The sequence below is a fragment of the Streptosporangium sp. NPDC004379 genome (genome assembly GCF_042873875.1).
Lineage (GTDB): Bacteria > Actinomycetota > Actinomycetes > Streptosporangiales > Streptosporangiaceae > Streptosporangium.
Map to the genome: position 1 here is coordinate 183,948 of NZ_JBIAMC010000002.1, position 13,473 is coordinate 197,420.

General features: G+C 72.7%; 12 protein-coding genes. 6 read left to right on the forward strand and 6 right to left on the reverse strand.

What is annotated here, in order from left to right; all coding sequences use genetic code 11:
• Positions 1-284: 284 nt before the first annotated feature.
• The 3 genes from ACFYSC_RS04895 to ACFYSC_RS04905 are packed head-to-tail and all read left to right on the forward strand — an operon-like array spanning position 285 to position 4,028.
• Positions 285-1,619: an MFS transporter gene (locus tag ACFYSC_RS04895; protein WP_389956747.1), complete on the forward strand. Its 1,335-nt coding sequence runs from the start codon at positions 285-287 to the stop codon at positions 1,617-1,619.
• Positions 1,620-1,640: 21 nt separating this feature from the next.
• Entirely contained in the window at positions 1,641-2,660 is a 1,020-nt protein-coding gene (locus tag ACFYSC_RS04900) for an alpha/beta fold hydrolase (RefSeq protein WP_389956750.1), read from the forward strand.
• A 3-nt stretch (positions 2,661-2,663) separates the two neighbouring features.
• Complete coding sequence (locus tag ACFYSC_RS04905) at positions 2,664-4,028, forward strand: tannase/feruloyl esterase family alpha/beta hydrolase (protein WP_389956752.1); 1,365 nt, start codon at positions 2,664-2,666, stop codon at positions 4,026-4,028.
• 97 nt (positions 4,029-4,125) lie between these two features.
• Here the strand turns inward: ACFYSC_RS04905 and ACFYSC_RS04910 are convergent, their stop codons facing one another.
• Together ACFYSC_RS04910 and ACFYSC_RS04915 are read right to left on the reverse strand one after the other, a co-directional pair.
• Positions 4,126-6,129 carry a glycosyltransferase family 2 protein gene (locus ACFYSC_RS04910; protein ID WP_389956755.1) on the reverse strand — a complete coding sequence of 668 codons (2,004 nt, stop codon included), beginning with the start codon at positions 6,127-6,129 and terminating at the stop codon, positions 4,126-4,128.
• A 60-nt stretch (positions 6,130-6,189) separates the two neighbouring features.
• On the reverse strand, positions 6,190-6,978 hold the full coding sequence (locus ACFYSC_RS04915; RefSeq protein ID WP_389956758.1) for a lytic transglycosylase domain-containing protein: 789 nt from the start codon (positions 6,976-6,978) through the stop codon (positions 6,190-6,192).
• Between the two features lie 297 nt (positions 6,979-7,275).
• Here ACFYSC_RS04915 and ACFYSC_RS04920 point away from each other — a divergent pair, with 297 nt between their 5' ends.
• The 3 genes from ACFYSC_RS04920 to ACFYSC_RS04930 all read left to right on the forward strand — a co-directional run bounded on the left by ACFYSC_RS04920 (position 7,276) and on the right by ACFYSC_RS04930 (position 10,000).
• Positions 7,276-7,950 carry a response regulator gene (locus ACFYSC_RS04920; protein WP_389956761.1) on the forward strand — a complete coding sequence of 225 codons (675 nt, stop codon included), beginning with the start codon at positions 7,276-7,278 and terminating at the stop codon, positions 7,948-7,950.
• A complete protein-coding gene (locus tag ACFYSC_RS04925) occupies positions 7,947-9,350 on the forward strand; it encodes a sensor histidine kinase (protein WP_389956764.1) in 1,404 nt (467 codons plus the stop codon). The genes ACFYSC_RS04920 and ACFYSC_RS04925 overlap by 4 nt, the downstream gene beginning before the upstream one ends.
• Before the next feature lie 74 nt (positions 9,351-9,424).
• Positions 9,425-10,000: a hypothetical protein gene (locus ACFYSC_RS04930; RefSeq protein WP_389956767.1), complete on the forward strand. Its 576-nt coding sequence runs from the start codon at positions 9,425-9,427 to the stop codon at positions 9,998-10,000.
• 69 nt (positions 10,001-10,069) lie between these two features.
• Here the strand turns inward: ACFYSC_RS04930 and ACFYSC_RS04935 are convergent, their stop codons facing one another.
• The 4 genes from ACFYSC_RS04935 to ACFYSC_RS04950 all read right to left on the reverse strand — a co-directional run bounded on the left by ACFYSC_RS04935 (position 10,070) and on the right by ACFYSC_RS04950 (position 13,422).
• On the reverse strand, positions 10,070-11,398 hold the full coding sequence (locus ACFYSC_RS04935; RefSeq protein ID WP_389956770.1) for a PhoH family protein: 1,329 nt from the start codon (positions 11,396-11,398) through the stop codon (positions 10,070-10,072).
• 246 nt (positions 11,399-11,644) lie between these two features.
• Complete coding sequence (locus ACFYSC_RS04940; RefSeq protein WP_362931175.1) at positions 11,645-12,412, reverse strand: isoprenyl transferase; 768 nt, start codon at positions 12,410-12,412, stop codon at positions 11,645-11,647.
• An 82-nt stretch (positions 12,413-12,494) separates the two neighbouring features.
• Entirely contained in the window at positions 12,495-13,028 is a 534-nt protein-coding gene (locus ACFYSC_RS04945; RefSeq protein ID WP_389956773.1) for a hypothetical protein, read from the reverse strand.
• 1 nt (position 13,029) lies between these two features.
• Positions 13,030-13,422 carry a hypothetical protein gene (locus ACFYSC_RS04950; protein ID WP_389956776.1) on the reverse strand — a complete coding sequence of 131 codons (393 nt, stop codon included), beginning with the start codon at positions 13,420-13,422 and terminating at the stop codon, positions 13,030-13,032.
• Between the last annotated feature and the right edge of the window lie 51 nt (positions 13,423-13,473).

The window sequence follows — 13,473 nt, forward strand, 5'->3', positions numbered from 1 at the left end:
GCCCATCGGCCCGGCCCGGGTCCGCGCCGCCCGGGTCCGCGCCGCCCGGGTCCGCGCCGCCCGGGTCCGCGCCGCCCGGGTCCGCGCCGCCCGGGTCCGCCGTCCCGGGCACATAGGTCACAATCGGGTAAGCCCCCTTACCGCCCGTCCCGTCAGGTGTCGTGATCTCGGGCGCCCACATACCCTCTCCTCCGGCTATGGGGACCGCACCCATAGGAGTGATGCCGGTCACTACGTACCGTGAGCCGACATCCCCCCAACAGCGCAACCCCTTGGTGAGTGAGATGCCAGAAAAAACCCGAACCCCTATCGGCAAGATCGTCGCCGCCAGCCTGATCGGCACGACGATCGAGTGGTACGACTACTTTCTGTACGGATCCGCCGCCGCGCTGGTCTTCCCCGCCCTCTTCTTCCCCAAGTCCGACCCGCTCACCGGCACCCTGCTGGCGTTCCTGACCTATGCCGTCGGCTTCGTGGCCCGCCCGCTCGGCGCGCTCGTCTTCGGTCACTACGGTGACCTCCTCGGCCGTAAGAAGCTCCTGGTCATCAGCCTGCTGCTGATGGGGGCCGCGACCTTCCTGATCGGCTGCCTGCCGACCTACGCGACGGTCGGCGCCGCGGCCCCGCTGCTGCTGACGGCCCTGCGGCTGGTCCAGGGCTTCGCCCTCGGCGGCGAGTGGGGCGGCGCGGTGCTCATCGTCTCCGAGCACGGCGACCCGAAGCGGCGTGGGTTCTGGGCCTCCTGGCCGCAGTCCGGCGCCCCCGGCGGCAACCTGCTGGCCACCGCGGTGCTCGCGCTGCTGGCCGCGTTCCAGAGCGACGAGGCGTTCAACAGCTGGGGCTGGCGCATCCCGTTCCTGCTCTCCGGTGTCCTGGTGCTGATCGGCCTGTGGATCCGCCTGTCCATCAGCGAGTCGCCGATCTTCCAGCAGGCGGTCGCCAACGCCGAGCACAAGCCGGTCAAGCGCACGCCCATGGCCGACGTGTTCCGCTACCACTGGCGCGACGTCCTCATCGCGATCGGCGCCCGCTTCGCGGAGAACGTCTCCTACTACGTGATCACCGCGTTCGTGCTGGTGTACGCCACCGAGGCGGCGGACCTGGACAAGCCCACGGTGCTCAACGCGGTGCTGATCGGCTCGGCCATCCACTTCTTCTCGATCCCGATGTGGGGCGCGCTGTCCGACCGGCTCGGCCGTCGCCCGGTCTACCTGATCGGCGCGGCCGGGGTGGGCGTGTGGGCCTTCGCCTTCTTCCCGCTGATCGACACGAAGAACTTCTTCGCGGTCACCCTGGCGGTCACGGTCGGCCTGATCCTGCACGGCGCGATGTACGGCCCGCAGGCCGCGTTCTTCTCCGAGCTGTTCGCCACCCGGATGCGTTACTCGGGCGTGTCGGTCGGCGCGCAGCTCGCCTCGATCGTCGCCGGCGGCATCGCCCCGCTGATCGCGGTGGCCCTGCTGCAGCAGTACGGCTCCGCCGTGCCGGTCATGATCTACGTACTGATCGCCGCCGTGGTCACCCTGATCACCGTCTTCGTCGCCCGGGAGACCAAGGACCGCGACCTGGCCACCGTGCGCGCCGAGGGCGACGCCGCCTCCGCCCCGACCGTCCGCTGAGCCCGTACCGGAGAGCGTCCGATGCATCTTGAGAACCGGCGGGTGCCCACCGCCCGGATCACCCAGAACGTCCTGACCTCCGGGGTGGCCGGGGGCGAGCCGGTGCTGTTCGTCCACGGCAACGTGTCGAGCTCCGTCTTCTGGCGGGAGACGATGCTCGCCCTGCCCGGCGGTTACCGGCCGCTCGCGGTGGACCTGCGCGGCTTCGGCGGAAGCGACCCGGCGCCGGTCGACGCCACCCGCGGCCTGCGGGACTTCTCCGACGACGTCCTCGCACTCCTCGACGCCCTCGACCTGCCGGACGCGCACCTGGTGGGGTGGAGCATGGGCGGCGGGGTCGTGCTGCAGGCGCTGCGCGACCGGCCCTCGGCCGTGCGGAGCGTGACGCTGGTCAACCCGGTCTCGCCGTACGGCTTCGGCGGCACGCACGGGCCGGACGGCACGCTGAACCACCCCGACGGGGCGGGCGGCGGCGCGGGCGCGGCCAACCCGGAGTTCGTGCGGCTGCTGGCCGCCGGCGACCGGTCGGCCGACTCGCCCCTGTCGCCGCGGAGCGTGCTGCGCGCCACGTACGTCAAGCCCGGCACGGTCCTGGCTCCCGAGGACGAGGACGTCTACGTCTCCTCGATGCTCACCACGAGGGTCGGCGAGGACAACTACCCGGGCGACGCGGTCCCCTCGGACGCCTGGCCCGGCACCGCCCCCGGTCCCCGCGGGGTGCTCAACACCATGGCCCCCACCTACCTGCGGCTGGACGACCTGCACACTGTCGATCCCAAGCCGCCGGTCCTGTGGGTCAGGGGCGACTCCGACGTGATCGTCTCCGACACCTCGATGCTCGACCTCGCCCACCTGGGCGCCCTCGGAATCGTCCCCGGGTCCCCCGGCACCCCGGCCCAGCCGATGGTGACCCAGACGAGGACCGTGCTGCGGCGGTACGGGAACTTCACCGAGGTCGTCCTCGACTGCGGGCACAGCCCGCACGTCGAGCGGCCCGAGGAGTTCCGCGCCGCCCTCACCGACCACCTGAAGCGGAGCTGACATATGACGACATCCCGCCGCCGACGGCCCGCCGCGCTCGCCGCGGGCGCGGCGCTCCTCACCGCCGCCGCCCTGGCGTCCGCCCCGGCCGCCACCGCCGAGACGGCCGGCGCCTCCGGCCGGCACTGCGGGCCGATGAGACCGCTGACGGTCGTGGGCGCCGAGCACCAGGAGAAGTCCTGCCTGGACGACCTCACCACCACCGGAACGGTCGCCTCCGGGCACACCGACCCCGCCGACTGGTCGGGCCTGCACCCGGCCGGGGCGACCAGCCCGTCCGGCGTGCCCGGCGTCCAGATCGACGGCTACTTCCCCGACACCTCCACCACCAACACCAACCACGGCTGGAACCACGACTCGCAGTTCGTGATCCGGCTGCCCGACGACTGGAACGGCGGGCTGGTCGTCGCGGGCACCCCCGGCAACCGCGAGCAGTACGCCAACGACTTCGTCATCTCCGACTGGGCGCTGGCGAAGGGCTACGCCTACGCGGCGACGGACAAGGGCAACACCGGCGTCGAGTTCTACAAGGACGGCAGGCAGCCCGGCGACGCGCTCGCCGAGTGGAACACCCGGGTCACGCAGGTGGCGGTCGCCGCCAAGGCCGTCGTCGCGCAGCGGTACGGCAGGCTCCCCCGCCGCACCTACGCCGCGGGCATCTCCAACGGCGGCTACCTCGTCCGCTGGCAGCTGGAGAACCGGCCGTGGCTCTACGACGGCGGGGTGGACTGGGAGGGCACCCTGTGGACGCAGGACGACAACCTCCTGACCTTCCTGCCGCCGGCGCTGCGGGCCTACCCCGCGGGTGACGCCCAGGCGATGTACGACGCCGGTTACGCCAAGGGGTCGGAGTTCCTGTGGCCCTTCCACCACCAGGTGTACTGGGACCTCACCCAGCGGCTCTACCGTGAGGAGCTCGACCCTGGCTACGACGGCGACGCCGAGGCGGGCACGCCGTACTGCGCCTCGGGCACGCCGGCCTGCGACGCCGACTACCACTACGCGGCCCGCAGGAAGCAGGTCGCGCCGGCGGTGAGGAAGATCGAGCTGACCGGGCGGATCGGCAAGCCCCTGATCACCCTCCAGGGCACGCTGGACACGCTGCTGCCGATCTCCCGCACCGGGGACGTCTACGCGAAGATGGTCGGCGACCGGCCGTTCCGCTACTACCGGATCACCGACGGCACCCACACCGACGGCCTGTACGCGAGCTTCCCCGACAGGCTCAGGCCGATGCTGCCGTGCTTCCGCACCGCCTTCGACGCCCTCGCGGGCTGGGTGGAGAAGGGTCAGGCTCCCCCGCCGAGCGCGACCCTGCCGCGCCCGGAGAGCGGTGACCTCGTCAACGGCTGCCGGCTCGACGGGTAGCGTCCCGCGGCGCCGCCCGGGTCACCCGGGCGGCGCGGCCCCGCCGGGCGCCCGCCCCGCCGGCGGTCCGCGGAGCGACGGTCCCGCCGACGGCCCGTCAGCTCGGCAGGTAGTGCCGCCGCACCGTCCGGGCCAGCCGGACGGCGCCCCGGACCCCGGGAACCCGCAGGACCGCGCGACGGACCGGCGGGTGCCGGGGTCCGGCCGCGGCCCGGCCGTCCGTGCCGTCCGCGCCGTCCGCGCCGTCCGCGCCGCCGGCCTCCACCCGGCCGGTGCGGCCCATCCGCACCCGGAAGCGCAGGGCCGTCTCCCCTCCGTCCAGCCGCAGGAACGGCAGCCACTCCCCCGGGCACAGGAACCCCTCCTGGGCGGCGAGCCGGGTCGGGACCCTGGCCACCAGCCGCCCCGCGTGGCGTCCCGGAACGCCCGGCTCGATGAGCGCGGGCACGCACACCTCCTGGTCCGGGCGGGCCGCCCGGCGCAGCGCCAGCTCGGCGGGCGGCCCCCCGCTCGGCGGCACGTACGGCACCGGCACGACGACGAAGACCTGTCCCCGGTCGCGGATGACCGTCGTGCCCGTCGATACCAGGACGATCGACTCGGAGAACGAGCGGGGCTCCACGCAGACGCTCAGCTCCCCCTCCTCCGACCACCAGGGGACGACCAGCCGCCGGGAGCCGCCGGCCAGCTCGCCGACGCAGCCGTCCGGGGCGCCGGCCACCCGGGCGCGGGCCCGGTGCGCCCCGCCGTGCATGCGCACGTGGACCTCCCATGAGCCGGCCGGCAGCGGACGGCCCAGGGCCGCGGTGTCCACCTCCAGCCGGGCGGTCGCCCCGGCCTGCAGCCTGATCCCGTTGCGGTGCCGGCAGCGGGTCAGCGACGACGTCACCGGCAGGGCGTGGACGAGCCCGCTGCCGGGGTGCCTGACGTAGACCTCGACCCGGGCCTGCGAGACGGCCCGGGTGACGTCCACCAGCTCCGGGGGGAGGTGGACGTCCAGCGGCACCGGTGGATCCCACAGCAGGCCGGTCTCCCCGTACGGGACGAACCGCATCGGCTCGCCGCCGGCCCGCATGATCTCGACGGTGAGCGTCATCTCGAACGCGCCGTCCCGCCAGCCGGCCTCCCTCAGGTCGGCCCGCAGATGGGCGCCGCGCATGGCCTCGGCCAGTGCGAGGAGCCGGTCGAGGCGGCCGGCGCGCAGCAGGGCCGCGCGGACCCTCAGGTGGACGGGCAGGTAGCGGTCGAGGTGCGGTGGGAAGCGCTGGATGACGAGCTCGCGCAGCGTGGTGAAGGCGGCCGCCCGCTCCCGGGCGGAGGCGGTGACGAACCGGTTGCCGCCGAGCCGGCGCAGCACCGAAGCCCGCAGCCAGTGCGCGTACATCCGGTCGCGCCGCCGTCCCGGCGGCAGCTCGGCGTCGATGACGTCGAGCAGCTCGCGCAGCTCCGCCCCCTGCACGTACGGGTCGCCCGGCGGTTCGGGGCGTTCGGCGACGTGGCAGCAGACCTCGTCGGCCATGACCGCGACGACCTTGGCCCGCAGGTAGGCGCGGAGCACGAAGGCCTCCTCGGCCAGGCGCCCGCCGGGGTCGGGGAAGCAGAGCGCCTCGGCGTCCAGGAACGCCCGGCGGTAGAGCTTGTGCGGGGTCAGCGCCGACAGCAGCCGGTCCTTGAGGACGTCGGCGCGGTCGCGGTCGGCCTCGAACACCGGGGAGGGCGGCGTCCGGCCGGATGCCAGCCGTCCGAGGAGGACGTCGGCGTCGGTCTGCACGGCCCGCCGGTACATCCGCTCCAGCGCGGTCCGCTCCAGCCGATCGGTCTGCTCCATGAGGTAGACGTACTCGCCCTGGGCGACGGCCATGCCGCTGTTGCGGCCCCGCATCGGCGAGCCGGTCTCCTCCAGGTGGATCACCCGGACGTTCGGCCGCGCCGCCGACAGCGTCTCAAGGCGCCGCCGGATCCCGTCGCCCGGTCCGGCGTCGGCGAAGACGACCTCGTACTCCTCCGGGGCCATCGACTGTTCCAGGAGCGAGCGGACACAGGCGTCTGCCGCGGTGCCGGGGTCTCGCACCGGCACCACCACGCTGACCTTCACATCCATGAGCCCCAGGGTGCGTCGCCCATGGCATGGAGGCGGTCAGACTTGCCGAGTCCTGGTGTCTCAATACCAGCCCGTGGCCTGGGAATGGGCCCAGGCACCACATGGCGTCCCGTAGCGGCCCTTGATGTAGCCGAGGCCCCACGCGATCTGGGTGGCGGGGTTGGTCTGCCAGTCGCCGCCGGCGCTGGCCATCTTGCTGCCGGGCAGGGACTGCGGGATGCCGTAGGCGCCGCTGTAGCGGTTCATCGCCCGCTCGTTCCAGCCGCTCTCCTTGGTCCAGAGCCTCTCCAGGCAGCCCCACTGGTCGCCCCAGCCGCGCGACTCCAGCATCTGCTTGCCCAGCGCGCGGTTGCCGGACGGGTTGGCCGAGCCGGAGGGGAGCTGCTTGGGGTCGAAGCCGTTGCCGCCGGGCGCCTCTTTTACGATCTTGATGGGGCTGAGCTTGCGGCCCTTCTCCCGCTGGGCGGCCAGCCGGTCGGCCTTGAGCGCCTGGGCGGCCTGGGCCTTGAGGACGTCGCCCTCGGGGTCGGGTCCGAACGGGTCGCCGCCGCCGAACATCTTCGACATCTCGTTCAGGGAGAGCGGCGCCTGCTTCGGGGCGGAGGCGTTCTGGATCGCGGTGTAGGCGGTGAACCCTCCGCCGCCCACGACGACGGCCGCCGTCGTCCCGAGGATGACGGCGCGCTTGGGGGTCAGCCACCCCTTCTTCTTCCCGGCTCGCCCGGTCCGCGGGTCCTGCGGGGTCTGTGGGGCCTGGGAGGCCGTCTTGTCCCGTCTGGCGGGTTTCCTGGCGCTACGGCGGGGGCGCGGAGCCGGATGCTCCCTCAACTGCGGCGGTCCTGAGCTCACGACCTTGAGCTTGCCGTGCGCGGGGGGGTGCTCCGCAACCTGAACGGCGGAGTTGGTCTGCCTCCTCGGCGAGATCAGCGGACGTTCCCCCTGCTTACCTGCTGATTACATGGACTTTCCCGTCATTTGGTTATTGACTGTGATTTCAGTCACATTTTCACGACTCGCAGTCACTCCGGACCGCGCGCCGGAGCGGGAGGTCCCGGAGGGGCCCGCCGTACCGCCCGGCCCGTCCCACCCCTGTCACAGTTCAATGACAGGCGTCGATCTGCTGGCATTTGGGCGAATAATTGCGACGTGGCGGGCATCCTTCTGGTGGAAGACGACCCCTCGGTCCGGACGGGGCTGGAGCTGGCGCTGAGCCGGCAGGGGCATACCGTGACCTCCTTTGACAACGGCGAGGACGCCCTCGCCCACATCAGGTCGCGCCGCCCCGAGATCGCCGTCCTCGACGTCATGCTCCCCGGCATCGACGGGGTCGAGGTCTGCCGCCGCATCCGCCGGATGGACCAGCTGCCCGTCATCCTCCTCACCGCCCGCGGGGACGACCTCGACGTGGTCGTGGGCCTGGAGGCCGGCGCCGACGACTACGTGGTCAAACCCGTCGAGCCGCGCGTGCTGGACGCGCGGATCCGCGCCGTGCTGCGCCGCGTGGAGTCGGCCGCCTCCGACCGCGTCACCTTCGGCGACCTGGTCGTGGACCGGGGCGCGCTCAAGGTGTCGCTGGCCGGCCGGGAGATCCACCTGACCCCCACCGAGCTGCGGCTCCTGCTCGAACTGGTCCGCCACCCCGGCCAGGTGCTCAACCGCAGATACCTCCTGCGGACCATCTGGGACCACACCCACGTCGCCGACTCCCGCCTGGTGGACGCCTGCGTCCAGCGGATCCGCGCCAAGATCGAGAAGGTGCCCGCCGAACCGGAGTTCATCCACACCGTCCGCGGGTTCGGCTACCGGTTCAGCCCGCCGTGAGGCCTCCGCACACCGGTCTGCGGGGCCGCCTGGTCATCGCCTTCACCCTCATCGCCGTCTCCGCCTCCACGCTGGTCGCGGTGATCGGCTACGAGCTCGTCAAACGCCGGGTCATCGACCGGACCGAGCAGGTCGCCGTCGGCGACGTGCGCGACATCGTCGAAGGGATCAAGGTGCCGGTCGGCGCCCGCTGGCCGGGGGACGGCCCGCCGGCCGACACGCAGATCGCCGCCCTCCAGCGGAGCCTGCGCGCCCGCGACGGCCGGGTGGTGGTCCGCTACGAGAACTACGACTACCCCGACGGCGACTTCGGCATGGGCGACGTCCCGGCCGATCTCGCCGCCGCGTCCACCCGCGAGATGATGACCGCCCGCCGGACCGTCCGGGGACGGATGTGGCTGCTCATCGCCACCCCCGTGTGGCGGATCGAGCCCCTCGGCATCGCCAGGCCCACCGGGATGAGCGTCTTCGCGTTCGTCCCCCTCACCGAGGAGGAGCGCCTCCTGGACGACCTGCGCCGCCCGCTGGCCGCGGCCGGCGCCATCATGCTGGTCGTCGCGCTCGCCGTCGCCCTGGTGTCGGCCAGGCGGGTTCTGCTGCCGGTCCGGCGGCTGGGCTCGGCGGCCCGGGCACTGGGAGCCGGCCGGCTCAACACCCGCCTGCCGGTGCACGGCCAGGACGAGCTGGCGCAGCTCACCGCCACCTTCAACGACACCGCCGCCGCCCTGGAGCGCAGCGTCTCCGAGCTGCGCTCGCTGGAGGCGATGTCCCGCCGGTTCGTCGCCGACGTCTCGCACGAGCTGCGCACCCCCCTGACCGCGATGACGGCGGTGACCGACATGCTCTCGGAGGAGGCCGAACGGCTGCCCGCCGAGCCCGCGGCGGCCGTACGGCTCGTCCTGCGGGAGATCAGGCGGCTGCGGACCCTGGTGGAGCAGCTCATCGAGACCAGCCGGTTCGACTCGGGCGCGGCGACGCTGAACGCCGAGGCCGTGGACGTCGCCGACGTGATCGACGACTGCCTGGAGATGCGGGGCTGGTCGGACCGGGTGGAGGTGGACGTGCCCCGCTCGCTGGCCTTCTCCGCCGACCCGCGGCGCCTCGACGTCATCGTGGCGAACCTGGTGGGCAACGCCCTGCGGCACGGCGCGCCCCCCGTCGTGGTGACCGCCCGCCGCGCCCCCGGCGGACTGGAGGTGAAGGTGCGCGACCACGGCCCGGGAATCCCGCCCGCCGACCTGCCGCACGTGTTCAACCGCTTCTACAAGGCGAGCGGCGGCGACGGCAGCGGGCTCGGGCTGTCCATCGCCCGCGCCAACGCCGAGCTGCACGGCGGCACCGTCTCGGCGCGCGCGCAGGACCCCGGCGTCCTCTTCACGGTCTGGCTGCCCGAGCGATGAGGGCGCGCCACAGCGCCGCCCGGGAGGCGGCACCGCACCGGCCTGCCGTACGGCACGCGGGACGGCCCGGCCCGGTGAGGGGCACGGAACGGCCCGGCCGCCCGCCGTGGTGGCACGCCGCCGCCCTGGCGGCCGTCCTCGCCCTCGGCGGATGCGGGATCGCCCCCACCGGCGTCCAGGACCGCGGACGACCCCCGGTGATCAGCTACAGCCCCACGTGGGTGACCGTCTACCTGCTGCGCGACGGCCGCCTGGAGCCCGTCAGGATCCCCGTGGGCTCCGACAGCGCCTCCGACATCGTCGACACCCTGTTCCGGGCCGGCAGGCAGCCGCCCGAGCCGGAGCTGTCCACCGACCTCGACGCGTTCCGGCACTACGACACCGAGACCACCCGGTACGCCGAGGCGGGCCGCCGTAAGGACCTCGGCGACGACACGGGATACCGGCTGAACGTGATCCTGTCGGGGGAGGGCAGGCTCTCCCGGGCGGGGATCGCCCAGATCACCTGCACGATCCGGCAGAACAAGCAGGAGGGCATCTGGAGCGTCGAGATCACCCGGCTGTTCCCCGGCGAGCCCAGGTCGTGGGGTGAGCACACCTGCTTCGAGTTCCGTGACCTCGCGGCCGACGGCGTGCGGCTGCCCCCGTGACCGGTCTCTCCGCGACCGGGAACCGTCCCCGGCGGGCGGCGGCACGGCCGCCCGCCGGGGACGGGCCCGCTACATCGTGATGTCCTCCAGCATCTCGGTGACCAGCGCGGCGATCGGCGAGCGCTCGGAGCGGGTCAGCGTGACGTGCGCGAACAGCGGGTGGCCCTTGAGCTTCTCCACCACCGCGACCACGCCGTCGTGCCGGCCCACCCGGAGGTTGTCGCGCTGGGCGATGTCGTGGGTGAGCACGACGCGGGAGTTGGCGCCGATCCGGCTCAGCACCGTCAGCAGCACCCCGCGCTCCAGCGACTGGGCCTCGTCGACGATGACGAAGGCGTCGTGCAGGGAGCGGCCGCGGATGTGGGTGAGGGGCAGCACCTCCAGCATGCCGCGGTCCATGACCTCCTCGATCACCTCGGGGGTGGTGATCGCGCCGAGGGTGTCGAAGACGGCCTGCGCCCAGGGGTTCATCTTGTCGTTCTCGCTGCCGGGGAGGTAGCCCAGCTCCTGACCGCCGACCGCGTACAGCGGGCGGAAGACGATCACCTTGCGGTGCTGGCGGCGCTCCAGGACCGCCTCCAGGCCCGCGCACAGGGCCAGGGCCGACTTGCCGGTGCCCGCCCGGCCGCCCATCGAGACGATCCCGATCTCGGGATCCATCAGGATGTCGAGCGCGATGCGCTGCTCGGCCGAACGGCCGTGCAGGCCGAAGACCTCGCGGTCGCCGCGCACCAGCCGCACCGACTTGTCGGGCATCACCCGGCCCAGCGCCGAACCCCGGTTGGACAGCAGCCGCAGGCCGGTGTGGGCAGGCAGGTCACGCGCCTCGGGCACGTCCGCGGTGCCGTTCTCGAAGAGCGTCTGGACGTCGTCGTCGGCCACCTGGAGCTCGGCCATGCCGGTCCAGCCGGAGGACTCCACGAAGGCCAGCTCGGCGCGGTACTCCTCCGCCGCCAGCCCGATCGAGGCGGCCTTGACCCGCATGGGCAGGTCCTTGGAGACGAGGACCACGTCGTGGCCCTCGGCCGCGAGGGTGCGCGCCACGGTCAGGATGCGGGTGTCGTTGTCACCGAGCCGGAAGCCGACGGGAAGGATGGAGGGGTCGCTGTGGTTGAGCTCGACCCGGATGGTGCCGTCTCCGACGGGCATGGGCTCGTCCAGCCGCCCGTGGGTCACCCGCAGGTCGTCGAGGTACCTCAGCGCCTTGCGCGCGAAGTAACCGAGTTCCGGATGGTGCCGCTTGGCCTCCAGCTCGGTGATGACGACGATCGGGAGGACCACCTCGTGTTCGGCGAAGCGGCTCATCGCCGCCGGGTCAGCCAGGAGGACCGAGGTGTCCAGGACGTACGTACGCCGGGTGGTGTCCGGCGACGTGGCTGAGGACGAAGGGTTTGCCACGCGTTCTCCCCCGGGCGCCTTGGGGGGCGCCCTGCCATGAGCTGGGATGCGGACCGGAACCGGATCCCGCCGCGCGACACGCCAGGGACGCCGGTGCCCGGCCCTCCCTGGCGGAACGTTGTCGCAAAGGCGGGCCCTCTCCGGTGTGGGCGGCCGGTGACCACCCACTTGTTACGGTACGTCCTGAATACCCGATCTTCCAATGTCCCATGCCTATCCAAAAGGGGGCATTGGTCACAGGGATCGTCAGGAACCGTACCGCCGGTGCCGCGCGGCGTAGGAGCGGAGCGCCCGCAGGAAGTCGATTCTGCGGAAATCGGGCCAGTAGGCCTCGCAGAAGTAGAACTCGGAGTGGGCACTCTGCCAGAGCAGGAATCCGGAGAGACGCTGCTCTCCCGAGGTCCGGATGACGAGGTCCGGGTCGGGCTGGCCGCGCGTGTAGAGATGCTCCGCGATGTGCTCGACGTCGAGGACCTCGACCAGGTCCTCGATGCTCGCGCCCTTGCTGGCGTGCTCCTGGAGGAGGGAGCGCACCGCATCAGCGATCTCACGCCTTCCTCCATACCCAACAGCAACGTTCACAATCAGCCCGGGGCGATGGGATGTCGCTTCTTTCGCCTCTTTCAGGACGCGGGCCGTACGGTCCGGCAGGAGGTCGAGCGCCCCCATGGGGTTGACGCGCCAGCCGACCGCCGCGAGCTCCTGGACCACGTCCTCGATGATCCTCACCAGGAGGTCGAGCTCGTCCTTGGAGCGGTTGAGGTTGTCGCTGGAGAGCAGCCACACGGTGACGACCTCGACGCCGGCCTCCCGGCACCAGCCCAGAAGCTCGGAGATCTTGTCGGCGCCCTTGCGGTGACCGCGGCTGACGTCGTCGAGGCCCATCGCCCGCGCCCAGCGCCGGTTGCCGTCGACGATGACGCCGACGTGCCGGGGGACCGATTCCGGCTGCCGCGACAGCTTCGCCTCCAGCCGCCGCTCGTACAGCCGGTAGACGAGATCGCGCACATCCATGGAATCCCCTCCTTCCAACGCCCGGGGTGGGAAGAGGGCGCTGACAGGCAATTATCGCCGTCCCGGGGACCCGTTGCCCCCTCTATGGGGATCCCGGATGGGTTGCCGGGCTTGCTCGGCCCAGGCACTCCTCGGCCTCGGCGACCAGCGCGTCGATGAAGATCCCCAGCTCAGCGGAGGTGAGGACCGCGCGCAGGCCGATCCCGCCACCGCACCACGCCTCGACGAACGCCCTCCGCGTCAGCCGCCACTCCCCCGGCCCGCCCCGCCGTCCCGGGGTCCAGACCGGGATGGTGCGCAGCTGACATCGGAGTTCTCCGCCGCTGACGATCCCGTTCCTGGTGCGGTAACGAAACGCGAACAGTTCGTCCTCCCCCGGAAGGCCGGGGAAGCGGTCGTCGGGATCGGGCCACTGGTCCCGGTGACCGTCACGGGCCTCGGTGACCTCCCGGGCCAGCCGGGCGAGCAGCCACCCGCAGCGCTCCCCCACGGTGCCGTACAGCACACCGTCGCGGTGGAGTTCGAGCGTGACCTCGTACGGCGAGCCGACGCTGTCCCGGCACGCCACCGGCGTCACGGTCAGGTACGACCCGTCAAGACAGCGCAGTCCCCCCACGTCAGAGTAGGTATCCCCGCCCCGTCCCGCCAAACCGCGGCATCCGCGCGAACCGGGTCCACCGGCGACGCCCCGCGTGCGGCTCCGGCTCGGGCAGCGGGTGCCCGGCCGCCCTGAGCCGCTCGGCGAAGTCCCGGGCGTCGGCCCTGGAGCCGCCGGGCGGCTTGGGACGGACCCGGGCGTAGGCGTCGAACTCGGCGGCGAACCCGGCGCCGAGCAGCGCCACGAGGTCCGGCCGGAGCCGCGCCACGACCCCGCGTCTCTTGGAGACCAGGCTCGCGGCCTGGATCCGCAGCCGCCCCTCGTCGAACCCCCGGGGCGGCTCACCCCCGGCCACCAGGGCGGCCAGCAGCTCCGCCTGCGCCCGCGCCAGCTCGACCCGGAGATCGGGCACAGGACGGGACGTGGAACCGGGAGCGGGCCGGAGGGCGGGATCGGGCACGGG